Genomic DNA, 25,668 nt, shown 5'->3' on the forward strand with positions numbered 1-25,668 from the left:
GCGTTTCACAACTGTCGTGGACAACGCTCATGTTCTGCTCACGCTCCGTAGCCAGATCGCGCGAAAACCTTCATCCGGCAGCATGCGCGAAAACAGGTGCCTTAACTCTCGGCCATGATCCATGAAGCCAGAACGTCCTCCCCGTCAAAGAAAACTCGGTAGCCAGCAGGGTCGCCGTGCACGGCGGCTTTCAGCGGGCGGCGTCCGCATGCCTTTGCCCGAGTGGCTTAGCGATTTCAGGCAGGAGTGGGCCCGGCCCGATATCATCGCCGGGCTGACCGTGGCCGCAGTCGTTATCCCGAAGGCGCTCGCCTATGCGACTATCGCCGGCCTGCCGGTTCAGGTCGGGCTGTACACGGCCTTTACACCCATGCTGATCTACGCCTTGCTGGGAACTTCGCGCGTGCTCAGCGTAAGTACGACGACAACGATCGCAATCCTGGTCGCGGCGGCGCTCGACGGTGTGGCGTCCGCGAATGATACGGCCAATCTGCTGACGGCTTCGGCGACGCTGACATGCCTGGTAGGGGGGATCCTGATCGTAGCGAGACTGCTGCGGCTGGGCTTTGTCGCGAATTTCATTTCCGAACCGGTGCTGGTTGGCTTCAAGGCAGGCATTGGGATTGTCATTGTCGTGGACCAGGTGCCGAAACTGCTCGGCATCCATTTTCACAAAGGCTCGTTCTTTCACAACCTGTTCGCCATCGCGCAGGGGATTCCGCAAGCGTCATGGGCAACCGTGGCTGTAGGCGCGGTCATGATCGGGCTGCTGGTCGCCATGGAGCGTTTACTCCCCCGTGCTCCCGCACCCTTAATCGCGGTGGCGGCCGGGATTGCCGGCGTGAGCCTGTTCGGCCTGTCGGCATACGGGGTGGCGACGGTGGGCCATGTCCCGACGGGACTGCCTGCCCTCACGCTGCCGGATCTTCAGATGATGATGGCGCTTTGGCCACCGGCGCTAGGCATCGCACTGATGAGCTTTACCGAAACCATCGCGGCCGGACGCGCGTTCGCGGAGAGTGGCGATCCGGTGCCGCAGCCGAACCGGGAGTTGCTGGCAACGGGGCTGGCGAATCTTGGCGGCGCGTTTCTCGGCGCCATGGCCGCTGGCGGGGGCACGACGCAGACCGCCGTGAACCGCCGCTCGGGCGCGCGATCACAACTGTCCGGGTTGGTTACCTCGATAGCCGCGCTCGGCACGATGCTGGTGCTGGCACCTCTCATCGGGCTGATGCCGGAAGCGACGCTGGCGGCGGTGGTCATCGTGTACTCGGTCGGGCTGATCCAACCGGCAGAGTTCCGGGAAATCCTCAAGATACGGCGCACGGAATTCATCTGGGCGCTCGTCGCGTTGGTCGGCGTGGTGCTGGTCGGTACCCTTCAGGGGATTGTCGTCGCCATCATTGTGTCGCTGGTGGCGCTCGCTCACCAAGTGTCAGATCCGCCGGTTCATGTCCTGGGCAGGAAGCCCGGTACGAATGTGTTCCGTCCGCAGTCGAACGAGCACCCCGGGGATGAGACCTTCCCCGGCATGCTGATGCTGAGGCCGGAGGGGCGGATCTTCTTTGCCAATGCACAGCGCATCGGCCAGAAGATAAGGCCGCTGATTGCCGCGGCGAAGCCGAAGGTGGTGGCGCTCGATCTTGCGGGAGTATTCGACTTCGAGTACACCGCATTGAAGATGCTGACAGAAGCGGAGAAGAAGTTGCGCGAGGAAGAGGGGGTAACGGTCTGGCTCGTTGGCGTAAATCCCGGCGTCCTTGCGATGGTCCGGCGCGCTCCCTTGGGAGAGACGCTTGGCCGCGACAGGATGTTCTTCAACATGGACCTGGCGGTTGCCAAGTATCAGGCCAGTGAGGCAGGTGGCTGACGCCACAAATGCATATTCAACGGAGCGAAGGGACCAGGCAGACGCTAAACGTCGAGATACGGCGCGCATTCGTAAATGACAGGAGCGCAAAATGGTGCACTTGATGTTGGGGAACATTGAACCTGGTACCTCCGACGACGAGATCCAGGAATTTTTGGTGAAATACGGATTCCCCCGGTACGATGAGATCGAGCACGTCCCTGGGGAAGGATCCCGGCCCGCGGTGGTGCTGACCTTCAATTCGCTCGATCCGGAGACTCTCGGGAAATTACAGCCGCGCATCCATGACCTCTTCTGGAAAAACCGGCGAGTCACCGCGAGGATCGCGAGGGAACGCTATAGGTGAGTCGAACCCGTGAGTGACCGTCCGTAATGGTCGATGACACGACGCGTGTGATTGACGGGCGAAGGTCCGCTGTCTGGGCGTAGCCGACGCTTGAGTGTCCGTCTGAGCGCGCGAGCGAACGGCTGGAGCTGGCCGAACCCGGTCCGACACGGACCTCGATCAATCGCAGATCGCAATCGATATGCGAACGGCATAGACCGACCCTGAGCGGACTGTCGACATGCCGAGACATCAATGGCTCTTCCCGAAGTGGAGCAGACGTTCGTGGGCAGTCTACAGACCGCTCGTCGGCGCCTCCCGGTTCCAAGTCGCTCCAAAGTGACCGGTTTGGGAGGAATGGAATAGCCGCTCTCGTCCTGCGCGCCCTCCCTATTGCCGAAAGCATCGCCTATAGTAATCGAACCAATACTAAGAAGCGGGCGCTATGGCTATCGGACCTTGTGTAGATGTCACGTCGCCTAGCGAAATAAAGAGCGCGTTATTTCCCAACGATCAGATAGCACCGGTAGGCTTGCCGATCAGGTGGGCCAGCACAGTGCTACTAACTCCGGTGAGCGGGGCGCTTACGTAAGCGGCAAGCCGAATGCAAGACAGCGTTGAATAACTTAGAGGCACGGAGAAGCTATGCACGAAAGCGATTACTTTTCCTATGCGATGATTTTGCTTCCAATCTTAGTGATCCCGTATCTAGTATTTCGGTTCCAAGAGGAGCAACCCGGCGTGGCTCAAACTATCTTGTATTTTTTCTTCCTGGCTTGCTGCGCAACACCTCTTGTTACTGAAGGAGCAATAGCCGTTAAGGCAATTGGAGAAAATGGCGAACCATTAACATCTCTAGGCCACTTTCTGAGGGATGCCTTGCTTCCGGCTATTTTCGATATTGAATCAGATATCTTCATATTAATGGGAATAGCGGTTTTGATAGTTTTTCCTCAGCTGTTGACTTATGTGGTTTGCGGAATATCTGGTTGCGCTTCCGCTCCGATATGGATATCTGGCAGCATTGATCTGCTGTTTTGGGGTATCGCGAAGTCCTTTGCCGTTGCTGGCGGTGTATTGATTTCTTTTTCACTTTTTTGCATTGCAAAAAAATGGAATTTATTCCTTGATATCGTCCCGCACGATCGTGAACTGGATAATCTGCCAGACCTTATTCGGTCTTTTGGTTTTGGCTTCATCTTTCTTTTGAGCGCATTGATTCTTCTATGGATTCGGTTGATCGGAAGGGAAATCCCCTTCCCGCGTCTATTAGTTAGATTCACTAACCGGGTGCATACATGGGCTACACGATACAATCCCACTGTCGACGAATAAAAGAATTGACCTTGCGTCCAGTGCTTGCGACGGGGCGTGAATAGAATGGCCGCTTGCTGTTGCGGATTCAACCGGTGGATGCAACAGATTGGTGAAATCGTTCGGCGGGCGTCTCGTAGTTCAGGGTCTTTCTTGGACGCTCATTCAGTCGCCGCGCGACGGCATTGAGTTTGGCCTGTGAATACACTGAAAGGTCAGTTCCCTTAGGGAAATACTGTCTCAGCAGTCCGTTCGTATTCTCATTCGACCCGCGCTGCCATGGATGCTGCGGATGGTAAGTAGGCCCGAGGGGTTTCACCTCAAGCCTCTCGCAGAACCGTACGTGAGACTCTCGCCTCATACGGCTCCCGTCAGCCAACCGATGCCCCAGCGACACGCCAGTGAACGAACAACCGTGGGTAGACAGCCGCCATCTTGCGTAGCCATTCAGCGCTACGCCGTTTGTGTCGCGACAGTGTCTTGTACTTCCGTCGGGCCCAGCGCTCGAGCTTCCGATCGACATATTGGAAGATCGCATGCATCGCCGTTCGATAGAACGCCCCATAATAGTTCCACCACCCTTGTATCGTTGGATTGCATTGCTGCGCGAAGTCTTCTAGCGTGGCTGGAGTCCGACGATGTATCTGCCAACTCCGCACCGTTTGTCTCATCCGTTTCAGCGCATCGTTGCTCGCCGCCGGCAGGAAACTGGTGAATCGCCGGTTGTACTTGCTCATTGCCTCTCGCGGTCTAAACGTAAAACCGAGAAAGGTAAATTGCACGTTCGAATAAGCTAAGGTGCGGTTCACATCCTTGCAGTACACGATCTTCGACTTCTCTGGATGCATCGTCAAACCACACTGCTCCAGCCGTGATGCGATAGCCCGCATCCTGCCCGTGAGTGCGGCAGTGAACCACTGCGTCATCGGCGTAGCGAGCAAAAGGAAGTTGTTGGTAAGTCCGCGTCATCCAGCTGTCGAACGCATAATGCATGAACAGATTCATTAGGATAGGACTGACTACCCCGCCTTGCGGGGTCCCCCTCTGCCGAGGCAGTCGGGCACCGTCCGCAGTCTCGAATGGCGCAGTCAGCCACCGCTCGATATACAGCAGGATCCAGTCTTCCTTGATGTGGTTTCGCACCGCCTTCATCAACAACGCATGATCGATCTGGTCGAACGCGGCCTTGATGTCAAACTCAACGACCCAGTCGTACTGCCAGCAACGCTTGCGCGTGACGGCAATCGCCTGTTTCGCCGACTTACCCGGCCGGTATCCATACGAATCGGGATGAAACACCGGATCGAGTATCGGCTCGATCATGAGCTTGGCAACAGTTTGAGCGACTCGATCAGAAACAGTGGGCACGCCCAGCTTTCTAGTCCCGCCCTTGGCCTTCGGAATTTCCACCTGCTTCACCGGCGGCGGGAAGTACGATCCCGATGACATCCGGTTCCACAGCTTGTACAGATTTCCCGACAGATTCTGCTCAAACATGGCGATCGTTTCATCGTCCACGCCGGCAGCGCCGCGGTTGGCCTTCACCAACTGGTACGCCTCCCAGACCGTGCGCTTCGCAATGCAATACGGTTTTGTTGATGTCATGTCACTCATCCCCGCCATGCAGGTTGGTGACCTTCGTCAACCGGCTAACGCCGCCCCTTCGCTCCGCTCCCATTACAGAAGTTTCGACGCTACTACGGGCGACTCCGTCCCTCGCGCTGGCATCGGTTTTCTTCCTCATGGTGTTGGCCATTTGTCATTTCCCTTTGCATCCAGCGAGAGGTTCTCACGTTCCATACCAAAGCCTGCATTGAGCTCATGCCGCCTATACACCGACTGCCGACGGGTCCGTAAACAGGTGCCGTCCCGACTGATCCTGGAGCTTCTGTGCGACTCCAGTTTTGGCAGTACCTTGGGTCTATAACGATGCGTCATCGGACGGTTCGCTTTCGCTCATCTTCTCAATACGTACCTGACGTCCTGAACCGGACGCCTTTTCCACGGTCGCTCACCACCACGCCTTTTGAACGCAGCAGCACCGGGCGGTTTGAAGCCTGCTCCTGCAAGCCGACTTCGGGAGGCCTTCTCCCATCTTCGATACAGCATCACAAGCTCTCGCTTGTGTTCGTGACACACCACAGAAATAGACTTTAACGTCCGTGGCCACTGTAAAGCGTCTATGGTCCGTCATCTCAGTAGTCGCCCCTGAACAATCGGCGGAGGCTTGTACGGTGTGGCTTTGAGGCCGGAATGGTGTTGTGGGAATTGCAGGGACCTGGCATATTGATGCGTGAATCCTGCAATTCCTGGTGAGGTGCAGATGGGTCCGAAGACACCTGTAACTGAGCAAGATTTCTTCCGGCAACCGCTGCGCGAGCAGATCAATCTGAAGCATCCACTGGTGCGCCTGGCCGACCTGATCAACTGGGATCGGTTGGGTGTGTCGATGAGCGAGAGCTTCGCTTCGGACAAGGGGCGACCGGCAACGTCACCGCGCCTGATCGCCGGGCTGCTGTATTTGCAGCACGCGTTCGATCTGTCGGACGAAGAGGTCGTCTGGCAATGGGTGGAGAACCCGTATTGGCAAGTGTTCACGGGCGAAACCTATTTGCAGACCGAGCCACCGATCGATCCGTCGAGCCTGACGCGCTGGCGCAAGCGGCTGGGCGAAGCCGGCGTTGAAGAGTTGCTGGCCGAGACGATCGAAGCGGCCAAACGTGCCGGCGTGATCAAGGCCTCGAGCGTGAAGCGCGTGATTGTAGACACGACGGTCATGGAGAAGGCGGTTGCCCATCCAACCGATTCGCGATTGCTCGAGCGGTGTCGCGAACATTTGGTGAAGGCGGCCGCGCGGCATGGCCTGAAGCTGCGGCAGAACTACAACCGCGAGGCGCCGCGTCTGGGGCTTCAGATTGGCCGCTACGCTCACGCGAAGCAGTACAAGCGTATGAGAAAGGCACTGCGCACGCTGCGTTCGCGCGTTGGACGGGTGATGCGAGATGTGGAGCGACAGGTCGCCCACGTGGCTGACTCAGGTCGTGCTGCCCTGCTGGAGCTGATTGGCCGCACGAAGCGCATCCTGTCGCAGAAGCCGAAGGACAAGAACAAGCTTTATGCGCTGCATGCACCGGAAGTCGAGTGTCTGGCCAAGGGCAAGGCGCGCAAGCCGTACGAGTTCGGCGTGAAAGTGTCGATCACGACGACGCACAAGGAAGGACTGGTAGTTGGCATGCGCTCAATGCCGGGCAATCCGTACGATGGTCACACGCTGGCCGAAGCGCTGGAGCAGGCGGCGATTCTGAGCGACATGGAGCCGGAAGTCGCCGTCGTGGATCGCGGCTACAAGGGTATCGCCATCCATGGCGTGAAGATCTACCACCCGGGCTTGCGGCGCGGCATTACACGCGGACTACGCGCGATGATCAGGCGGCGAAGTGCAATCGAGCCGGCCATCGGTCACATGAAAGCAGACGGAAAACTCGATCGAAATTGGCTCAAAGGCGCGCTCGGTGACGCGATGCACGCCGTGCTATGCGGCGCCGGCCACAACCTGCGGATGATCCTCAGGAAGCTGAGGCGTTTTTACGCCCTGGCCCTTATCGCTTTGCTCAACCGTACCGTGGCTGCCCTGCCAACTGCATGAGCTAGGCGGCCGACAAAACGAATTGTTCAGGGGCGACTACTGAGCGTCACCTCGGGCGGCTGGCTCATTGCGCCGCCAAATCTGTGACAACCGCAGACGAAGAAAGCAGGCTCCATCTAGCCTTATGCACGTTTGCGTTCAAAGTGCCTGTCATGCCCGTCGGCGTGGCCATCGGTATGCGCTGCGACATCATGCGATGCCTCGTGCAAATCCGTCCCGCTCGTCTCGGGTAAGAAGACGGCAGCACAGAACACAACGCCGTAAGCGCACAGTGCGCAAGTGCTCATCGCAGTACCGAGCGGCAGGGCGGCAGCGACCAACCCCATGGTGGAACAAGATCGCAACAGGGGTCTGGGAACGCAGATCTTGGAGCAACCTTCGACTGATGCTTTGCTCAAAGCAAGTTGCCACTCAGGTCGGAATCACTTGTTCGCGGGCTGTGATGGCTTTGGCGTATCCAGAGAATGACAGTTTGAAAAAGGCACGACCCATCCGCCTGTGCGCATCGTCCCCTCTACGAAGACGTCTCTGACGAAGCGTCCTTTCAAAATCGTGCCGTCTGGCCTGGTTTCGACGCCCTGACCTTCCGCCTTGCCTTCTGAGACTTGTCCTTTGTAGTGGCCACCGTCGGCGCGCAGCAGCTCCTCGGCAAAACTTAGGGACGGCCCGGCGGCGAGCGCAAACAGCATGATCGGCATCGAAAAGGAACGCATTTGTCGAAGCGGTCGGTCGCAATCTCCTTGGGCGGCGTCTGGTCTCCATGGCCGCCGGCGCAACAGATGTGATTTCACACGACTTTGGAGCAGAAAACGACTGTAGCTTGCCATGAAATCATTGATGTTCCGGCGTCTACCGCGCTAATCGTCGCCTCCATTTTGCGCTTCATCACCCCTGTTGTGCTCGAGGGTTCGTCCCTTGCTCGTCAAATTGACTCCAGAGACGCAGCGACCCTCGACCGCTGCAGGCTCCGCCGACGACGGTGACCCCTGCCTATCGAATTCGGCGAATTGGGAGAATTAGGCAGAATGCGCTCGTACACGGAGGACGAACAAGTTAGCAAAGCGCTCGAGGTCGCGATTCAGAGAGAGCCGTCGCGAATTGGGGGGACGCACGTCTCAACCACGGAGGCTCGACACTGAACTTCCGGCTGTCGCCTACGGAGGGTGCAACCTTCCGATTCGCGCACGCGGATTCGCACAGTGGCTGAACAGGCCCCGCTGGCTACCCGGTGCCTGTTTGCTCTCTATTCGACACGACTCAGAAAACCAGAGAGCCTCGCCAGCGATTCGTAGTGGTCATCTATGCAGGGGAACCGTGACGAAGCCGATCTTCGTCAGGCCGCCAGCCCGTACCTCCGACATCACCTGCGCCACCTTCTCGTAAGCGACCTTGCGGTCCGCGTTCAGGTGCAGTTCAGGCTGCGGATTCTGCTGCGCAGCTGCGGCGATCTTTGCCTGCAGCGCGTCGCCGGAGATTTTCTGGTCGTCCCACAGCACGTTGCCGTCGGCGTCGATCGACACCGTCACCTGCGCGGGCTTCGTGTCTTCCTTCTGGCTGCTCGCGTGCGGCAGGTCGATCTTCACGGCATGGCGGATCACGGGGATCGTCACCATGAACACGATCAGGAGAACCAACATGACATCGACAAGCGGCGTCATGTTGATTTCGCTCATGAGGCCGTCGTCATCGTCGCCGGCGAAAGGGTTCATTGCCATCGCTATGCCTCGCTAGTCAGTTGACGCGGGACGCGAGCCGAAGAGCGTCTCCGCGTTTCGACGACGACAGGCGGGCGCCTGTGACGAAGAACGCATGGAGGCCATGAGCAAAGCGGCTCAGCTTGCTGACGATCGCCTTGTTGGCGCGCGTGAGCGCGTTGTAGCCGAGCACGGCGGGAATCGCGACGAAGAGACCGAAGGCCGTCATGATGAGCGCCTCGCCGACGGGGCCCGCGACCTGATCGATCGACGTCTGGCCGGTCGCGCCGATGGTCAACAGAGCGTGATAGATGCCCCAGACCGTGCCGAACAGGCCGACGAACGGCGCCGTGCTGCCGATCGACGCGAGAATCGCGAGACCGCTCTGCATGCGCGCGATGCTTTCGTCCATCGTGTCCTTCAGGCAGCGCGTGACCCAGTCCGACACGTCCATGCGGTCATGCAGATGCGGCTGCGTCTGATGATGGTCGGCAGCTTCCTGGCCCGACAATGCGAGCGCGAGAAACGGGTTATCAGCGGGAGAAGACGTATCGCTGCCGAGCTTCTTCACGCCGTCGTTGAAGTCGTCCGAATGCCAGAACGCCTGCTCGGCGTTTTTCGCCAGACGCTTGAGACGCATGACGTTCCAGCTCTTGATGACGATCACGCTCCACGACAGCACCGACATGATCAGCAGCGCCAGCGCGATACCGCGCGTAACGAAATCGCCTTGCGCCCAGACGTGGACAATACCGTAGTTTTGCATGGCAGCTCCTTCTTAACCTGTCTCAGCCGGTCAGTCCAGACTGAAGTTGAATGGCTGGGTATACGCAGCGCGAATAGGCTCGCCGTTTTCGAGATATGGCCTGCACGAACTGGAATGCATCGCGTTGAGCGCGGCCTGGTCGAGGCGATCGTAGCCGCTGCTCTTCTTTAGTTCGACGTTCTCGATCTCGCCCCTCAGGCCAACCACGAAGCGGACCATCGTCGTCCCCGTCTCGCTGCGTCGGCGCGAGAGCGCCGGATAATCGGGGTGGGCAATCCTGCAATCGAGGTGTGACACGTCTTTCGGCGCGGACAGCGCCATCGTCGGCTTGCCGGCTGCGGGCCCGCCCGGTTCCGCAGGCGTGGGTGCAGCGGGCGCGGGCGGAGCCGGTGGCGCAAGCTCTGGCGTTGAAAACTCGTGCTGCGATCGCGCCCGCGTGACGGGCAACGGCGTGGGCTTTGGCGCCGGGCGCGGCTGCACCTTCGGCTTGACCTTCTGCACGGGCACGGGCTTCGGCGGAGTTGGCGTCGGGGTCGACTGGATCGCGGCGGGCGCGGCGACGGGTGTCGGGCTGATCAGTTTGGCCGTGATCGTGCGGGATTCGACCGGCCGCACGGGCATGGCTTCACGGACCATGAACGCGACTGCGAGCGCGACGACGTGGAGCGCCGCGACGAGCGCCGCGACGACTGCAGTCCGACGCTCCGCGCGCGCAGCGTTATCCATGTCGCGCCAATACGGTATTGCACTCACCATGATCGCCCACACTCATTGCATACAACCATGCAACATGAAGCGGACACGACAACACCGTCCTGAGCAGGTGCCCCGTCTTCAGCGGGCCCCGCCAGTCCTGTCGGCCGGATGTACCTCGATTATCCGGACACCGCGACGTCCGAAGTCCCATTCAGTGGCTCGTTGCGGTCGCACCTTTCGTCTCACATTCGGCATGTACCTGCTCGCCATCACTGAACACAAATGTGAACGGAATCGACATCCCGACCTTGAGCGGCGTTTTCGGCTGTTCCAGCATCACGTGATATCCACCGGGCGTGAACGCCAGTGTGCCGTGCGCAGGCACGGTCACCTTGTCGACCATCACCATGTTCGACGTGCTGCCGTTGCTTCGGGTCTGGTGAAGCATCGCCGTACCGTAAGCGTCGGTTCGAACACTGGTCAGGTCGACCGGCTGTGCACTCATGTTCATCACGCTGAAATAGGCGCCCGATGGAAGATTGCCCGGCAACAGCCGGATCCAGCAGTCGGACACCATCACCGATGCGGGCGCCCCCGAAGCGCTTCCCGCACAACCGCATAGCGTGGCTAACAGAATGGCTTTGAGTGGAATCTTCATGTTGCTCTCCAGGTAGGACATGCGCGGCGGCATCAGGACGCGACCGGCTGCGACGGGCGGCCGAAAATCATCCGGTCGGCGAGCCAGACCGCAACGAGCGTGGCGCCCATCAGCGGAAACACCAGACCGAGCAGCACGAGGCTAAGCTTCCAGCCGCGCATCGGCCCAACGGTGCGCTCGCGGGCGCGTGCGCCAAGCGCGCCGGCTGGCCGGCGTTTCCACCACATCACGCAGCCGGTGACGGCGAGCGCCGCGAGTCCGAGCGAAAGCGCCGTGCAGACCAACTGGTTCAGGAAGCCGAAATAACGGCCCATGTGCAGCGACGTGCCATATGACACTGCCTTTCCGACTGCACCGTAGTCGCCATAGCGGATGTCTTTCAGGATCGCGCCGCTGTACTGGTCGATGTAGAGCGTGCGTTCGAGCTTCGGGTCCGGCGGGAAATACGACACAGTGTAGACGCCGCTCGCGGAAGCCGGCAACGCGACGTCATAGGCGTCTGTGAGGCCCAGTGCGCGCAACTGCGCGACGACGCGACCGGGTGTCAGCGCCGCAGGCCTGGCATCCCGCGACTGCGGCACCGTCGCGGCGCCGGCTGCCCACGGTACCTGCGGCAGAGGCAGATCATCCATTGTCATGCCCGGCATCGCATCCATGCCCGACTCGTGAGCTTCGTGCGATCCGTGCTGTGTTTGCGCACCAGCCGGATGGGAACGATTGGCTGGCGTTTGCTCGCCCGGCCGCGTCGAATGTAACGGTAACCCGCCCCACGCGCCCGGCGGCGCACCGAGCCTGGCGCTCGCGGCCAGCGACTTAAACTGCTTGCCCCACGAGCCGGTCCATGGCAAGCCGGTGACCACGAACGCGAGCGCGCCCACGGCAAGCCAGACACCTAGCGTCGCGTGCACGCTTTTCCATAGCGGCCGGCCGCGCAGCGAAAAGCGTGGCACGAGCGCGCCGCGCAGCGTCGCGCCCGCGCGCGGCCACCATAGCGCGACGCCCGTGCCGATCATGACCAGCGTCCAGCACGCGACCAGTTCCATCAGCAGCTCTCCAGGTTTCCCGAGCAACAGCTTGCGGTGAATCATCCGGTCGACCTGCATCAGGCGCCCCTCGACGCTGAGCGTGCCGAGCACCGCGCCGTCGTAGGGATTTACGTAGACGCTTTGCGTGTCCCCATTCGGCAAGCGGAAGATGAACTCCGCGCTGCGGTCCTGCCGTGACGAGATGCGCGCGGTCGTCACGACCGAATCGGGCGGCAGCGCGCGGCGCGCGTTCGCGAGCAACGCGTCTTCGTCGAGGCGCGGCACGTCGCGCGGCTCGACGGCGAGCCGGTGCGGATACAGCAGCGGCTCGATCTGCGGCTGGAAGCAGTACAGCGTGCCCGTCAGTGCGAGTACGACGAGAAACGGCATCACGAACAGGCCGGCATAGAAATGCCAGCGCCACAGCGTGCGGTAGCCCCGGCTCGCGGTGGTGGCGGCGACGGGTGGCGGACGCCGGTCGATTGCGGCAGTGGACATGCGATCCCTCCGTTACAGGTGCAGCCGGCCTTCGACGTAGAAGGTCCGGCCTGGATACGGGTGATAGACGAAATAACGCGCATCGAAAATGTTGTCGACGCCTATGCCGATTTCGCTCTGCTTTGTCGGCCGGAACGTGAACTTCGCATCGGCCACCACGTAAGTGCTGGTACCGCCGAACACATCCGGATTCGAATCGGTATTCGTGAGCGTGTTGTACTGGCGCCCGGAATACCGCGCGGCGAGCGTCATCGCGGCGCGCGCGTCGAAGTGGTACGTCGCGGCGACGTTCGCGCGCCACAACGGAATCCGGTAGAAATACTTGCCCACCGTCGCGGGATTCTGCGCGTTCTCAAGAATCTTCGACTGCGTATAGGCGGCGTTCGCGATCAGGTCGAGACCTCGTACGAACACGTCCTGCCCCTCGTAGGCCGTTTCGACGCCGCGCGAGCGCACCTTGCCGATGTTCTGGAAGCTCGTCACGTTCGGAATGACGGTCGTATGGGTCTGGCTGAAGATCGTGTTCTTCACGTCGTCCTGGAACAGCGTCAGGCGGAACACGCCGTTCCAGTGCGCCCATTCCGCAGTCAGCTCCTTCGAGAGATCGTCCTCGGGCTGCAGGTTCGGATTGTTGTTGATGATCGTCGAACCGTTGATCTTCCCCTGGAACAGCTCCCCGACCGTCGGGAAGCGATAGGCACGCGCAATCGACGCACGCAGCGTCAGGTCGTCGGTGACATCGAACGACAGCGACGCCTTCGGCGAAAAGTGATGCTGGTCCGCGCCCGGATAGGGCAAGGTCGTCGCTCCGAGCGCCTGAAAACCGTCGTACGCGCGCCAGTCTTCGTAGCGCAAGCCGTAGACGAACTTCCAGCGCGGCAGGAAGCGCCAAGCGTCCTGCGCATCGGCGGCCTGGGTCTGCGTGCGGCCTCTGAATGCATTGGCGAAGCTGCCGGCCGCGCCGTCGCGCCACGCGGCGGTATTGTAGGTTTCGTTGTCGAGGAAGTAGTTGTCGTAGTGATAGCCGAAGCTCAGCGCGTGGTTCGTCAGCCCCGCCTGAGGCGAAGCCGGCGTGTATGTGGTTTTCAGGTCGAGCGTCTTCCAGCCGGTGCCGTCGCCGAACGTGACGACACCCGGGCCGTTGCCGGGACCGCCCGCGTTGGCGGTGCGCGCGACGCTGTTGGATACGTCGTAGTGGGACGCGATCGCTTCAGCGTTCCAGCCGGTTGCGTTGTGCGTCTTCAACCACGCGCCGTACAGCCAGTTCTCGCTGCTGCCGAGGCTCGGCGCCATCGCGGCGGCCGGGATGTTGTACTCGAAGCCGTTGATCGCGACCCTGCCGCTGTACACGGGATTGCCGTTCGCATCGCGCAGGAACGTCGAGGTTTCGCTGTTGTATGTCTGATGCCAGTAGCCGAGCGTGAAGCCGCCCTGCACCGTCGGCGTGAAGTCGTACTGCATCTTCACTTTCAGCTGGTCCTGGACGGTGTGCTCGATCCCTTCGCCGTTCACGCCGAGCACCGCAGTCGGCGAATTGGTCTGGTTGTTGTAGAAGTAGGCGCCTGTGACCGGCGTGTCGCCGGGCTTCGCGGGCGTCGTCGATTGCGCGAGCGTCGCGAACTGCAGCGGCTGACTGGTGTTCTCCAGATGGTTGGCGCCGATGAACCAGGAAAACTTGCCGATACGATCGCCGATCGTCGCGCTCGCTTCAGTGCCGTTGAAGTTCTGGTTGACCCCGTACAGATCGAAGTGCTGCGTGAACGCCTTGACGTCGGCAGTCGCTTCGAATTTCGTCGGCATGCGCGTGGTGATCAGCACCGTCGCACCCAGCGAATTGCCCGGGTAGAGCGCGGAGTAAGGACCGTAGATCACATCGACCTGCTGGATCTCGTCCGGAAATACCATTGACCAGCGCGGCGGGAAAGAATAGCTGTTGCCGAGCAGATTCGACAGCAACAGCCCGTCCGCATAGACGAGGCCGCGCGCGCTTTGCACGTTGCTTGTGCCGCGCACCGCGATGATCGAGTTCAGGTCACCGATGAAGCGTTTGCGCACCGCGAGGTTCGGCAGATATTTGAGCGCGTCTTCGGTATTGACCACGTTCCGGCTTTCAAGCTGCTCGCGCGTGACCGTTTCGGTCGTCGCGGGCAGGTTCGGATCGACGACCGGGCGATAGCTTCCGCCACTGCTTGCGGTCACTGAGACCGCTGGCAATTCGGTGTCGGCAGAATGCGCGTCAGCTGGTGCGGCGGATGAAGCTCCAACAGGGGCAGCGGTCACACCAGGCGTCTGCGCGACGGCGGGAGGCACGACGACGGTAAGCGGCAGGAGGCCGAGCGCGGCGTGGCGCATCCGCGAGCGCGTGCCGCGGCGAAGACTTCGCAAGGCGAAGTACAGCATGAGATTTCTTCCTGTGCGTATTGGTGAACATCCGCAGCGAGCGGCGACGCGCGCCTTCAATGGGCGCGTGCCGGTGCGGCATGCAGCGAACGACGATCAGGAAGAAACAGGCGGGCCGCGCGGACGGCCGGACGGGAAGGCGCCGAGCGCCGTGAAGCGCGTAGACGGCACAGCGCTCGCGGTCACGACCGGCAACAGAAGAACTGGCGCTACGGTTGATGGAATCGGCGGCGGAGCCGCGTGGGTCGCGAGCAGATCGCAATAGCCGCACGCGGAGAGCAGGTCGCCCGCGTGATGGCGGCCACTGTCCACCTGCGTAGCGGAACAGAGCACCGCGATGGGATCAGCGGCGCGCGATGACGCCACCAGCTGGCTCACGACCGGCACGAACGTGACGAGGCACATGGCAAGTATGCCAAGCCATGTGCTGAGTCTTCGACGGGCGTGAAAGGTCATGAGGCGATGAATTCGTGAGTGGGCGAAGTTTAACACTGGTTTTGTAAGGGAGTTGAACACTTCCTGCTGGCTGCTTCCCCCTCCGTGCACCGCGAAGTGCGGCCAGATGAGTCATCAATACGCGCTAGCGAGGCAAGCGCCAGGGTCAATGCTGTCGCAAGTAGGATAGCGGCGATCTCCATTGCCGGGACGGTTAGGACTGCGCTCGCTTGCTGCGCCACGATGTCGCAGTAATCGCATGCGCTGAAGCTGTCGGGAAGGGTGTACTGCCCGGCATTTTCGCTTTTGACGTCAGAGCAGTTGGCCGCGACCAGGTCCGAAGTCTCCGCCAGCTTGAGCAGTTGACTCGCGAACAACGCGAACGCCATCAGCCACGTCGCAAAGATGCCAGGCCATGCGACGGAGTGCTTGCGAGCGCGAATAGTCATGATCGTCCGAAGAGCGTGCTCGATAATCGATAACCCCGGTCCCGCAACAGATATTTAACCCGATCTGGCAAAGAACGTGTTCCAGGTTCACGGTGTTAGCGGGCACGGCAAGATCGTGCTGAAGAAGCAAGTGAAGCGCGAGCAGATGACGATGTTCTTTGCGAATCTGGCGCCGGCACTCGTTGGCATGGAGGCATGCAGTGGTGCCCACTACTGGGCACGCAAGCTGCAAGGCATGGGACACACCGTTCGATTGATGGCGCCGCAATTCGTCAAACCGTACGTAAATCACCAGACCAGGAATCAGCAGATGAGCACCTATAGCGGATGACTGTCCGCCTGCGGGTGTGACCTACGACCGACCGAATAGGAAGGTAAGTGACCGCTGTACCTTTAAAAGCTTCCGATGAGGTGGCGCCTGGTCGAGCGTCCGGCTTGGGTCGATCAGAGACAAATCAACAAATCCCGCAGGCGGGACCAACTGGTTATCGCGCCGCGAAAGCCTGATTCATCTGGCGGGCGCGTTTGACCTCGTCGCTCTGAAGGGTAAATCGAGGTCGTTGCAATCGAGGCGTGGCGCAGGAACGCGAGACAGACCGGGCAGTTGTGCCAGCAACTGCACCGGTAATTGCGGTTGCCGAGATCCACGTCTGCCACTGAGAAGTGAAATCGAATTCGGGATCGAGCGCAAATGCGGCGTCGAGTGCCTCGTTGAGCGTTTTTCCTCCTTGCAATGCGACGAAGGCAGCATGCGCGGCTGCGGAATGCACGAGTATTGTGGGTCGCCATCGTGGCCTGACAACCAGGGCCCACGTTGGGACCTGAAGACGCCGTGGCATGATCCCGCCCGGTTGATGAGCCAGCCAGATATCGGCGATGGCATGGCGCGAGGCGAGTGCTGTACATGCCGGGTTCACGACCAGTTGGGAATCGAGCAGTCGGTCCTCGCCGGCAGCAAGCCACTGCTGCGGGGTGAACGGCGTCACATCGGCGGCGAAATACGCGACGTGCAGCGACCACTCCAGGCGCGCAACGTCACCGAAGTATCGATAGCGCCGGTTGCGCTCGTATTGTCCAATGAAGGCCGGCAACTTATCGCCGAAGCTGTTGAGATCGCCACTCTGGGACGGATGAGCGCGGGCGTACGCAATTGACAGCGCATCGAACCAGGCATCGCCAACCAGCGCCAGCAATACCGGGTACGCGTTGGCGAGCGCCGCTCGCCAATGGCTGCGCACATTGCCACGGTAAAGCCCGATGCCGCGGTGCACGTTGGCATCGGCATCAAGTCCGGCTGCGAGATGCGTGTGCGAGTCCGATATCCCGGTTTCCCGAGACCGTGCAGGCGCCCATGCCGCCGTCGACGGCACGGGTCTCAAACGCCTGTGCAGCGGTTGTTCATGTTTCGCATCGTCAAGCGCATTGGCAAACGATCGTTGGAGCAATTCAAGCTGAGCAGTCGTCATTGGCCTCCCGCGCGGCAGTCATGTCCGGTGGCGTGGTTGGGCATGTCCGAGCCTGACGGTCGCGGGCAAGCTGCGCCTCGTCAAGCAGGACGCTCAATGGCGGCACATCGGTGTCCCATTCGATCAACGCTGGCGTTTCACCAAAGCGGCACAGCGCATAGTCATAAAGCGCCCAAACGGCCGACGCGACGCGCGAACCATGGTCGTCGATCACGGCAACATCGGTCACGCGATGGCCGGCCAGATGGATCTCACCGACCGTGCCGGTCGGCAGGGCATTCATCGCGGCGATTGCGTCTTCACCGTGATTGCACTGGTTCACATACAGATTATTGACGTCAAGCAGTACCCCACAACCCGTGCGGCGCGCCAACTCGGCGAGGAATGCCGTCTCGCCGTATCGGTCATCGAGGAACCGAACGTATGTCGAGACGTTTTCCAGCAGGATCGGGCGGCCGAGAAACTCCTGCACCTCGCTGACTTTTGCACTGAGATGATCGAGTGCCGCATCGGTCAGTGGCATCGGCAGCAGGTCGTTCAGGTGACCAGCCGATGTTGCGCCCCAGCACAAATGCTCGGAGACCACCGCGGGCTCGATCCTCTCCACGAGACGCTTCAGTTTGCCAAGGTGAGCCAGGTCGAGGGTCGTGGCCGAACCGAGCCCGAGCCCCACGCCATGCAGGCTGACTGGCAGATCGCGCCGCACGGTCTGAAGGAGGTGCAGATCGTAACCGCCGTCACCGAAATAGTTTTCGCTGTGTACTTCAATCCAGTCGACGGGTGGCACCGTCTCGAGGAAATCGGCGTAGTGCGCGTGACGCAATCCTATACCGATGCCCGCAGGCGCGCGGAAAGCAGGGCAGAGGGTATTCATGCGAGCTGCGTCCCGGAGTGGCGATGGCCGTGCGACGCGGCGAGCGTCATTTGGCGATTGTTCCGCCCATTTCTTTGCAGGTCCCTTTCGGCACTCTCTTGAAGTCGCCCTTGTCATTGCCGACCTTCGCCTCGCCTGCGCAGCTATGCACGCCTGTCTTGCTCGCACAGTCGTTCTGGCCGGCCTTGGCGATGCCGAGGCATTCCACCTGTTCTTCCGCATGTGCGGCGGCCACGGCGGTCGTGGCGAAGCCTGCGAGCGCGACGGCAAGCAGGGCTTTCCGGTTGAGGTTCGATCTCATCTTGCTTCTCCAGGGTGAAGGCGGCATCGGGCACCGCGCGTTGTCTTGAGGCCAGCGGGTTCGTCGATGACAGGAATCGCCGACAACCGGGCATTTAGCGGAGCGGAGACTTCAAATCACGACTACCCGCTGGGGTGCGAGCCCGGCATTGTGTGGGCGAGCACGGCGGCGGCAGACAGGATGCCGATCATGACGATTGCCTCCGCTTTCAGAATCGTCTGGAACGAAGACGCCGCAGCACTGTGTGATGCAGCGCGCCGTATGCGTGGCAGATAAACCAGCCGGTTGATTCCGCCCAGGGCGATCGCTGTACTGACAAGCCCAATTTTAGCGTCGAGGACGAGCCCCCAGTCGCTATGCGTAAGCGGTAGCGGAGAGCCACCCAGTCCGCGATCGGCGTTGTAAATCCCGGTGAAGAGGACCACCAGCAAGGCGAGGGTTGCGGCAACAGACAGGCGCCTGACGAAGTGCGCGAGGTCCTCTCCGCTCGCTTCGGCCCGCAACCCGGGCAGCACGAGGAGTCCGCTCGCGATCACGGGCCCGGCCCACGTGGCGGTCGCGCAAATATGCGCCCAGTGAATCCACTCCGGCAGCGAAAAGTCGCCGGCGTCGGCCGCATGACTTGCGGCCGCCTTGCTAAACGCGAAGACGGCTGCGGCGAACAGTGCGACAGTCATCCGGGCTGGCCGCCCGAACCCTCGCGGTGCCAACGACAGGAGCGCCCACACGATCAGGGCGACCAGTCCTGTAGACCACGCTGCGCCGAAATGCGATTGGGTCAGTACCGGGATCAGCACCGAAAAATCGGCACCCGGCGCTGACCCGCTCATCAGCGCAGCCTCAAACAGCAAATTGACGGTATCCGCAACGATCAACGCGACGACGCAAACGGCTACGGTCCATCGCAACCGGTGCCGCATGCGCGGCGATGCATTGTCCAGCATCAACACCGCAAGACAGGCACCGACCGCACACGCGAACAGTACGTTCGCGATGCCGGCCACGATGATCGAACCGGTTATCGTCGCTGGGTCCACTACTTCACCCTGAACGAATAGTCGCCATGCGTACGGTGTCCGTCGGAGGCGACGGCCACCCAATGCACGGTGTACTTGTCAGGCGGCAACGAGGGCAACGCAACATGGATCGTTTTCCTGTCGTTTGGATCGACTTGCGCCTTCACGGTACTCACCTGCTTACCCGTCGAATTGCTTACGGTCAGCGAGCTGAATGCCGGTTCGAGTGGGCCGTCAAACACGACCGTCACGTTTTCCGGCGCGGGCACTTCGGCGCCCGCGGAGGGCGATTGCGTTTGCGGGAACACATGCGCGAATGCGGCGGACGGTATCAGGATGCCGGTCGCGATGGCCGCTGCACCGCAGCCTCGTCGAAGACCATTGAAGACACTCATTTCTAGTCTCCTTTGCCGAAAAGCGGCTTACCTACGGAGTTGGGGAGCACGTCATCCAGGTAAAGATGCGCCTGCAACAGGACGCCCACCCCCTTGCCGCTTGCATGATTGACCGGAATCACCGCCTCGGCGCCCAACTGGCCCCAGCGATTGAGCCAGATCAGGCCGGGATTGATGCTCCCCGTCGTATGGCCCGAACAGGGGCCGCCGGTACAGGTACTCATCGGGAATTCGACGACCGGAATCAGGTTACTGAACGGCGCCTTGAGCCCCACGTCCTGCACGAAGTTCTGCAGGTAAGGCAGGCTGTATTGCACCGTGACGCCCCAGCTCAGGGAATCGGGATCGGCGCTGTTCATCGTCACGCGCGGGCCGACAGTGCCGGTGATCGCAAACGGTCTCAGATATTTCAGGCCGTCCGGCAGATCGCCGAATCCCTTGCCGACATAGAGCGTTGGCGTGATCGCCGAGTGCGGATTGGCGATCGCCTTCGAGCCGGTGTCACCCAGTTCGGCGATCACCCCGGCCGACGCCATGAACTCATGCGCTTCGTTCACGTAGAACCGATATTTGGCACCGACGGCGAAGTTATCAAACCCGCGGGCGGAGCCGCCATTCGGCGCGTTCAGGTTCACATAGGTGCCCGTCACAATAAGGGCGAAACTCGGCGTGATCAGCTTGTCCCATTCGAGCGTCGTGGTATTGGTGTTCTGGGTGTCGCCGTCGCCCGTGTCGGATTTGACGTGGCCGAATCCCAGATTGACTTCATCTCCGACGCCCGGGTCGTCGACCGCCATCGTCGCCGGGAAAACGCGGTTGCCGGCGACGGCGTGAGCCGACGCGCCGGATGACAGAAGACTTGGCACGACCGCGCATAACGCTAGGGCGCCCCGCTTGAGAGTGGTTCGCATTTTGATGTCCTGGTCAAATTGTTGTCATGCCGCCGCAGCACGCGCACGGCAGCGCCGCGACGTCGTTCACCGACATCGCGGGAAATCGTCAACGACGATCAGGACAAGGCAGGGGGAGCGCGCGGCTGAGCCTGCGTCGCCACCGCATAAGGGCGAAACGCAGCAGCGCCGGCTGGCGGGGGAAACCACGGTAGTTGCGGTGCGATGCTGAAAGATGCGACCGAGCCCGTCAGGGCCGGCGTGTGCGCGATCAGACCGCAATAGGGACACGCGTCGCAAAGCGAGGACGATTCGGAACCGGTATGGTGCGCGGCAGCCCCGGCGTGGGCCGTGTGGGCCATGTGGGCCGCATGATGAGCGTGATGCGCGACATCTGTGGACCCGCTGCGCAGCGCCTGGGATACGGTCGGCGCGATCACGCTCAGCAGGATCGCAAACATCCCGAGCAAAGCCCCGATCTTCTGACGGTGGCGGCTGAGCATGGCGGACCGGCGAGACGTCGATAAAAATAGTATGCGAAATATATATGACAGTTCGTACGGCTTTCCGTCAGGCGGAAAGCCAGTACGGGAGTCAGCTCGGGCCACTGTCCCGCCGCGATCGCCGCACGGCACGCGAAAGCGGTTCTGCCGCCGGATCGCCCGGCGGCGTTTTCAGGACTTCAAGCCCCTAGCGCCCGACTACACTCATCGGCGCATGTCCGGCACGACTCCATGCACGCCTTGCAGGGCGCGTGCTTGTCAGCGTGCTTCTTGCATTCCTTCTCACAATCATTGCACGCGTCCATCGTGACCTTGGCAAGTGCCGGAAGATAGTGGGCGTCCTGGTTGGCCAGCCCTTGTAGCGCATTGCAAAGAGCAAGCATCTGCGACACGCTCCTGGCGCACGCGGCCAGCTCCTTGTCTCCGCTTCCCAGAAGATCGAGGCAATGGTTGGCGCAGACTTGCCCCTTCGACACGCACGCCCCGGCCGCGCCAGCCAGCGCCTTGTAGTGGCCACCATGGTGCATGTGGGACATTTCCTGTGGAGTGCTCTCCTGGGCCGAGGCTCGCTCCGCAACCGCGAACGCGGAAAGGGCAAGCATCCCGGTACCGATCAGTGCTTCACGTCTGTCCATGTGAAATCCCTCTTGAAGAAAATTCACTGCAACGATGACACTTCCGGCGGTCCGCAGAATTTGTGACCGTCGGCAAACAGGGCTGGGTTCGCCGAATCCTAACACCAAAGGGAACGCGCGAGATCGAATCGTCCGACCGGGTTTTTTTGGTGATCGCCGCAACTTGACGGCAAGCGAACCTTCGGGTAGCCGCGCCGGTTCTGTTCCGTGTGTCGGTTGCGACCGGTCGCCAACAGCGACATCTGTCGCATGCCAGTCGGGCAGCTTGATCATTCCGGATATGAAAAACGGCCTGCCAACGTACTGGCGGATCGCGAGATTCAGCAGCGCGCGCGTGATGCGCAAGTGGGGCATCGACATTCGCACAGTCCGACGCCCGCGCCGCGTGGCGTACGCGCGACAGCGTCTCCACCGGAGGGCGCGGCGACGGGCCACAAATCGAGCTTCGTGGCGCGCTCAGGTGTCGACCGTGCCGCCGAGCTTGTCACACGTTCCCTTCGGCACGTTCTGGAAGTCGCCTTTGTCATTGTCCACCTTCGCTTCGCCGGAGCAGCTATGCACGCCGGTCTTGTTCGCGCAGTCGTTCTGACCGGCCTTCGCGATGCCGAGGCACTTCACGTCGTCCTCGGCGTGCGCGACGCCCATACCTGCGACGCCGAGACCGGTAAGGGCTGCGGCAACGAGGGCGTGGCGGGCGAAAGTCGATTTCATCTTCTTTCTCCTTGACCTGTCTAATCGGGCGAGGTGGGTATGCATTCAGTTGGACGCGACCGGCTGCTGGTACGCGTGTAACAGGTCGGCCGCGGTAGCGAAGCCATCGAACCGCAGCCATGGTTTCCCCGGCGCGGCACGGAACAGTGTCACCGGCGTGTGGCTCATCTTGTCGCCGCGGTAGACGTTGAAGGCACGCTGCGTTGCGACGCTCGCCGCCACGGTGCCGGTGTAGTGCTGCCACTCCGGTCCAGCTCCAAATCTTTTTGCATACTCCCTAAGGCGCTCCGGCGTATCCTGCTCCGGATCAATCGAGATCGAAACCAGGTGTACCTTGTCCCGATCCGCGCCGAGTTCGCTCTGCAACTGCGACAAAGTCTGGCTGATCATCGGGCAGATCGATGTACACGTGGTGTAGATAAAAGTCAGGACCACCGGGCGGCCGTCGTCCACTTCATTCTTCAGGGAAACGGTCTGGCCGTCATCTCGCACCAGCATCACGGCGGGTACGGTGTAGTCCACCATTGATGTCATGGTCATGCCTTTCATCATGTGATGGTGGGCATGCGGGTCGGCACTGTCTTGCGCGTACGCATGGGGGGCAACCATAGTGATCGTGCTCGCGACCCCGAGCGCTATCGCCATGCGCCATGGCATTGTGAACGCTCTCATTTGAATCCCTCCAGCAATAATCGACAGGCTGCGGCAATTGATCGGCAGGCGCCGCAATCGTCTCCGGTTGTGCTTTCGCACTTCTCCCCGTATCGGTATTGTTCAAACGATCGATGGTGCCCGGCATGGGTCAACGCCCTACAGCTGCGGTAGGACAAACCATCGAAGTTTCTCTTCACGGGCAGTGTCTGGGGACACTTCGGAAACCGGCAAATAAAGCACGTTAGCTACAGGCGATCGTTACAAATCGACCCGATACGGCCTCTGGTGTTCAGCGAAAGGAGGCATTCGACTTTCCCTGTAGCGGTCGTTCGCGACAATGTAGTATCACGCTCCCACGAATGGTGGGATTGGCCGACGACGCGACTGATATGACCCGCGCAAGAAAGTCCGGTTTACGAGTAGCGCGGACGTTCGAACGTCCGCGTGAACGAGTGGACCAACGTCCGTAGATGACCACGGTCCGATTATGTTTCACGGCACGGCATCAGCGCTGATGCATTGCCGAAGGGCAACAGGCGAAGCCGACATCGCAACGCCCAAACGAAGGGGTAGTCGAATGGCGCTTCCTGGCCCAGACTCGGAAGCTGGAAGTTTTTCGGCATCCGCGTGCCAACGACTCAGCCGCCAGCTTTCTTGAAAGGTTCAACGACGAGCGCGGGATCGATTTCGTAGTGAGTATTTGACGCAGATCCAGCGTACCGGTGCATCGGTCGCGCCTAGGCCCGTTGCAGCATCCGTCTAAGATTGGGCACCCAAGCATCCGTCTATACACCTTGCATATAGGGTGCAGGATCTGCCGTACTCGGAAGTGACTACGCACGGCAAAATCTTCCGTCTTAGATATCCTGTCCTCAATATCGCTAATGAAACGCCGACCATTGGAAATTAATCGTCCCCCCCGTTGTATTGGTGGTGTCGAGGGTCGTGCCGGTTGCAGTTCCGTCGCTGGTCATGTTGATCAGAAAACTTCCCGTGCCGCAGCAACCGACATAGCCTTGGTGCCGGCCCGAGTTGGAACGTCGGGCAAGGACGTTCGTCGTGAATACGGGCACGTTTCCAAAGTTAGCGAGATCGCTGAGCGTACAGTTGTTTCCGTTGCTGTCGCATTGACCCGGCCTCTCCATGATCCACTCGGCCTCGCTGCCTCCAATGATCGTACTTCCAACCGGCGTGTAGTTGAAGCACGCGCCCGCAGACGATGTGAGATTTTCGAGGCAGACCACCATAAAGAAAGCCGAGGTGAGCGACGGACTGCCACCTGCGGGCCCGATCCATACCTCGGTGAACACCTGATCGCCGGGATTGATGCTGACACCGGTGAGGACGGATTCCGTCGGCTGATTCGGCAACAGCTCGGTCCACGCGCGATACGTCGTTACAGTGGCACTGCCAGTGTCAAACGCATCTTGCTCCGTCCCGGCCTGGGCGAGGTCTGTCGTGCCGTCGCCATCGATGCCGACCCAAGTGGACGAGTTGGTCTGCGTTTTGGACTCACCCGTTACGGTTGGCACAGTCCACCAAGCCGAAACCCAGGCGAACGGGCCACTCGAGCCGCGCAATTCCACGCCGCTCCAGTTGTTGGAAGTGGCCGGGCCATTTCGTGTGTTGCCGTAATCATGTCTCGTGAAGCGATTGACGAGCAGTCCGGGATTAACGGCAACCCTCTGGCTGGTCACGTCGCGCAGCCAAATCTCATATTCGTTGGGTGACAACCGCTCATCCGGCGGGAGCGGGTATCCGCCTTTAATCAATTCCTCATCGGACATATTTGCGGCCTCGTCTCTGGACAAGGCCCGACGGACTTGACCGACAGGTGAAGGCAGCGCAGGTGGTGGTGGATATTCCGAATTCGATGTCTTAGATGCCCGCAGCTCCACAGTTTGGTCAGTGACGCCACCGGGCGCCTCGCAATGCACCGTCAGGCGCGTGGTTTCGCTTGAATCCTTCGGCGTGACGAAAAAGCGCGCGTTGCCGTCATGGTCGGCGAACAGACGTGCCACGCTAGCCGGATCCCCGCCTTCGGCTGGCCGCACGACGCACGACGCCGACGGCATTGTCTTAATGGCGACCGGGGACTGCACCGCCGGCGGCACGGTCGCCCGCAACAAATATTCCCCGGAACGGACCGGTGGTTTGGTTGAACAGGAAGTTAGCAATAGACTCGCTGCGACAATCAGAATCTCTATCCGTAAGCTTGGCATGGCAAGTCTCGCAACATGGATGCAACCTTCGAGGGCCACGCCGGATTTATCCGCCAACAGCCATCGACAAATGGCCGCGTTTTCCGCAGTCAGTTGGTAAACGAATTTGTCTTTGGGTTTTTCGAACTGCGGAGACGAAATCGGGTGCGCACCGGGTGATGGATTAACTCGCCGAAAAAATCACTGAGTTCGGTCTTCGGCACATGTGATCGGAGTCGAGCGTCT

26 protein-coding genes and 2 pseudogenes are annotated in these 25,668 nt (G+C 60.7%); 5 read left to right on the forward strand and 23 right to left on the reverse strand.

Annotated elements, in window-relative coordinates; all coding sequences use genetic code 11:
* Positions 1-208 precede the first annotated feature (208 nt).
* The 3 genes from P3T16_RS30820 to P3T16_RS30830 all read left to right on the forward strand — a co-directional run bounded on the left by P3T16_RS30820 (position 209) and on the right by P3T16_RS30830 (position 3,530).
* Complete coding sequence (locus P3T16_RS30820; protein WP_429345116.1) at positions 209-1,870, forward strand: SulP family inorganic anion transporter; 1,662 nt, start codon at positions 209-211, stop codon at positions 1,868-1,870.
* A gap of 91 nt (positions 1,871-1,961) precedes the next feature.
* The gene (locus P3T16_RS30825; RefSeq protein WP_429255999.1) at positions 1,962-2,216 is read left to right on the forward strand and encodes an RNA-binding protein; all 255 of its coding nucleotides are present in this window, start codon (positions 1,962-1,964) and stop codon (positions 2,214-2,216) included.
* A gap of 624 nt (positions 2,217-2,840) precedes the next feature.
* Entirely contained in the window at positions 2,841-3,530 is a 690-nt protein-coding gene (locus P3T16_RS30830; RefSeq protein WP_429345117.1) for a hypothetical protein, read from the forward strand.
* Positions 3,531-3,597: 67 nt separating this feature from the next.
* Here the strand turns inward: P3T16_RS30830 and P3T16_RS30835 are convergent.
* From P3T16_RS30835 to ltrA, 3 genes and pseudogenes are all read right to left on the reverse strand, one after another.
* Positions 3,598-3,801, reverse strand: a pseudogene (locus tag P3T16_RS30835) (transposase); the annotation flags it as partial.
* A 79-nt stretch (positions 3,802-3,880) separates the two neighbouring features.
* Positions 3,881-4,246 carry a group II intron maturase-specific domain-containing protein gene (locus P3T16_RS30840; RefSeq protein WP_429345118.1) on the reverse strand — a complete coding sequence of 122 codons (366 nt, stop codon included), beginning with the start codon at positions 4,244-4,246 and terminating at the stop codon, positions 3,881-3,883.
* 13 nt (positions 4,247-4,259) lie between these two features.
* Positions 4,260-5,114, reverse strand: a complete 855-nt coding sequence (gene ltrA, locus P3T16_RS30845; protein WP_429345119.1) for a group II intron reverse transcriptase/maturase — start codon at positions 5,112-5,114, stop codon at positions 4,260-4,262.
* A 718-nt stretch (positions 5,115-5,832) separates the two neighbouring features.
* On the opposite strand from ltrA, the gene P3T16_RS30850 reads away from it, so the two are divergent.
* Positions 5,833-7,155 (forward strand): IS5 family transposase, encoded by a 1,323-nt coding sequence (locus tag P3T16_RS30850; RefSeq protein ID WP_429345161.1) that lies wholly within the window; start codon positions 5,833-5,835, stop codon positions 7,153-7,155.
* 422 nt (positions 7,156-7,577) lie between these two features.
* On the opposite strand, the gene P3T16_RS30855 is transcribed toward P3T16_RS30850, so the two are convergent.
* The 9 genes from P3T16_RS30855 to P3T16_RS30895 form a co-directional block, all read right to left on the reverse strand.
* The gene (locus P3T16_RS30855) at positions 7,578-7,853 is read right to left on the reverse strand and encodes a hypothetical protein (protein WP_429345120.1); all 276 of its coding nucleotides are present in this window, start codon (positions 7,851-7,853) and stop codon (positions 7,578-7,580) included.
* A gap of 597 nt (positions 7,854-8,450) precedes the next feature.
* Complete coding sequence (locus tag P3T16_RS30860) at positions 8,451-8,870, reverse strand: ExbD/TolR family protein (protein ID WP_429345121.1); 420 nt, start codon at positions 8,868-8,870, stop codon at positions 8,451-8,453.
* A 16-nt stretch (positions 8,871-8,886) separates the two neighbouring features.
* Positions 8,887-9,615: a MotA/TolQ/ExbB proton channel family protein gene (locus tag P3T16_RS30865; protein ID WP_429345122.1), complete on the reverse strand. Its 729-nt coding sequence runs from the start codon at positions 9,613-9,615 to the stop codon at positions 8,887-8,889.
* Positions 9,616-9,645: 30 nt separating this feature from the next.
* Positions 9,646-10,341 carry an energy transducer TonB gene (locus tag P3T16_RS30870; protein WP_429345123.1) on the reverse strand — a complete coding sequence of 232 codons (696 nt, stop codon included), beginning with the start codon at positions 10,339-10,341 and terminating at the stop codon, positions 9,646-9,648.
* Between the two features lie 181 nt (positions 10,342-10,522).
* Positions 10,523-10,969 carry a copper chaperone PCu(A)C gene (locus P3T16_RS30875; RefSeq protein WP_429345124.1) on the reverse strand — a complete coding sequence of 149 codons (447 nt, stop codon included), beginning with the start codon at positions 10,967-10,969 and terminating at the stop codon, positions 10,523-10,525.
* Between the two features lie 32 nt (positions 10,970-11,001).
* Positions 11,002-12,492, reverse strand: coding sequence for a PepSY-associated TM helix domain-containing protein (locus tag P3T16_RS30880; protein ID WP_429345125.1), 1,491 nt, complete (start codon positions 12,490-12,492; stop codon positions 11,002-11,004).
* A 12-nt stretch (positions 12,493-12,504) separates the two neighbouring features.
* A complete protein-coding gene (locus P3T16_RS30885) occupies positions 12,505-14,892 on the reverse strand; it encodes a TonB-dependent receptor (protein WP_429345126.1) in 2,388 nt (795 codons plus the stop codon).
* Between the two features lie 96 nt (positions 14,893-14,988).
* Positions 14,989-15,348, reverse strand: coding sequence for a DUF2946 domain-containing protein (locus P3T16_RS30890; protein ID WP_429345127.1), 360 nt, complete (start codon positions 15,346-15,348; stop codon positions 14,989-14,991).
* A gap of 29 nt (positions 15,349-15,377) precedes the next feature.
* Entirely contained in the window at positions 15,378-15,776 is a 399-nt protein-coding gene (locus P3T16_RS30895; protein ID WP_429345128.1) for a hypothetical protein, read from the reverse strand.
* 64 nt (positions 15,777-15,840) lie between these two features.
* Between P3T16_RS30895 and P3T16_RS30900 the strand changes: the two are divergent.
* A pseudogene (locus tag P3T16_RS30900) lies at positions 15,841-16,062 on the forward strand (IS110 family transposase); the annotation flags it as partial.
* 199 nt (positions 16,063-16,261) lie between these two features.
* On the opposite strand, the gene P3T16_RS30905 reads toward P3T16_RS30900, so the two are convergent.
* The 11 genes from P3T16_RS30905 to P3T16_RS30955 form a co-directional block, all read right to left on the reverse strand.
* Positions 16,262-17,242: an HvfC/BufC family peptide modification chaperone gene (locus P3T16_RS30905; RefSeq protein WP_429345129.1), complete on the reverse strand. Its 981-nt coding sequence runs from the start codon at positions 17,240-17,242 to the stop codon at positions 16,262-16,264.
* Positions 17,223-18,116 carry an MNIO family bufferin maturase gene (gene bufB, locus P3T16_RS30910; RefSeq protein ID WP_429345130.1) on the reverse strand — a complete coding sequence of 298 codons (894 nt, stop codon included), beginning with the start codon at positions 18,114-18,116 and terminating at the stop codon, positions 17,223-17,225. The genes P3T16_RS30905 and bufB overlap by 20 nt, the downstream gene beginning before the upstream one ends.
* Before the next feature lie 46 nt (positions 18,117-18,162).
* Positions 18,163-18,417 carry a BufA1 family periplasmic bufferin-type metallophore gene (locus P3T16_RS30915; protein ID WP_429345131.1) on the reverse strand — a complete coding sequence of 85 codons (255 nt, stop codon included), beginning with the start codon at positions 18,415-18,417 and terminating at the stop codon, positions 18,163-18,165.
* Between the two features lie 122 nt (positions 18,418-18,539).
* Positions 18,540-19,454, reverse strand: coding sequence for a copper resistance D family protein (locus tag P3T16_RS30920; protein WP_429345132.1), 915 nt, complete (start codon positions 19,452-19,454; stop codon positions 18,540-18,542).
* Positions 19,454-19,828 (reverse strand): copper resistance CopC family protein, encoded by a 375-nt coding sequence (locus P3T16_RS30925; RefSeq protein WP_429345133.1) that lies wholly within the window; start codon positions 19,826-19,828, stop codon positions 19,454-19,456. Before P3T16_RS30925 ends, P3T16_RS30920 begins: the two co-directional genes overlap by 1 nt.
* 2 nt (positions 19,829-19,830) lie before the next feature.
* The gene (locus P3T16_RS30930; RefSeq protein ID WP_429345134.1) at positions 19,831-20,625 is read right to left on the reverse strand and encodes a hypothetical protein; all 795 of its coding nucleotides are present in this window, start codon (positions 20,623-20,625) and stop codon (positions 19,831-19,833) included.
* 212 nt (positions 20,626-20,837) lie between these two features.
* Positions 20,838-21,221 (reverse strand): DUF2946 domain-containing protein, encoded by a 384-nt coding sequence (locus P3T16_RS30935; protein WP_429345135.1) that lies wholly within the window; start codon positions 21,219-21,221, stop codon positions 20,838-20,840.
* Positions 21,222-21,400: 179 nt separating this feature from the next.
* Positions 21,401-22,216, reverse strand: coding sequence for a four-helix bundle copper-binding protein (locus P3T16_RS30940; RefSeq protein WP_429345136.1), 816 nt, complete (start codon positions 22,214-22,216; stop codon positions 21,401-21,403).
* A 96-nt stretch (positions 22,217-22,312) separates the two neighbouring features.
* Positions 22,313-22,567 (reverse strand): BufA1 family periplasmic bufferin-type metallophore, encoded by a 255-nt coding sequence (locus tag P3T16_RS30945; protein ID WP_429345137.1) that lies wholly within the window; start codon positions 22,565-22,567, stop codon positions 22,313-22,315.
* A gap of 45 nt (positions 22,568-22,612) precedes the next feature.
* Positions 22,613-23,212, reverse strand: coding sequence for an SCO family protein (locus P3T16_RS30950; protein WP_429345162.1), 600 nt, complete (start codon positions 23,210-23,212; stop codon positions 22,613-22,615).
* An 890-nt stretch (positions 23,213-24,102) separates the two neighbouring features.
* Positions 24,103-25,242 carry a G1 family glutamic endopeptidase gene (locus P3T16_RS30955; RefSeq protein WP_429345138.1) on the reverse strand — a complete coding sequence of 380 codons (1,140 nt, stop codon included), beginning with the start codon at positions 25,240-25,242 and terminating at the stop codon, positions 24,103-24,105.
* Positions 25,243-25,668 lie beyond the last annotated feature (426 nt).

The sequence above is a fragment of the Paraburkholderia sp. GAS42 genome, assembly GCF_050436565.1.
In the GTDB taxonomy this organism is placed as follows: Bacteria; Pseudomonadota; Gammaproteobacteria; order Burkholderiales; family Burkholderiaceae; genus Paraburkholderia.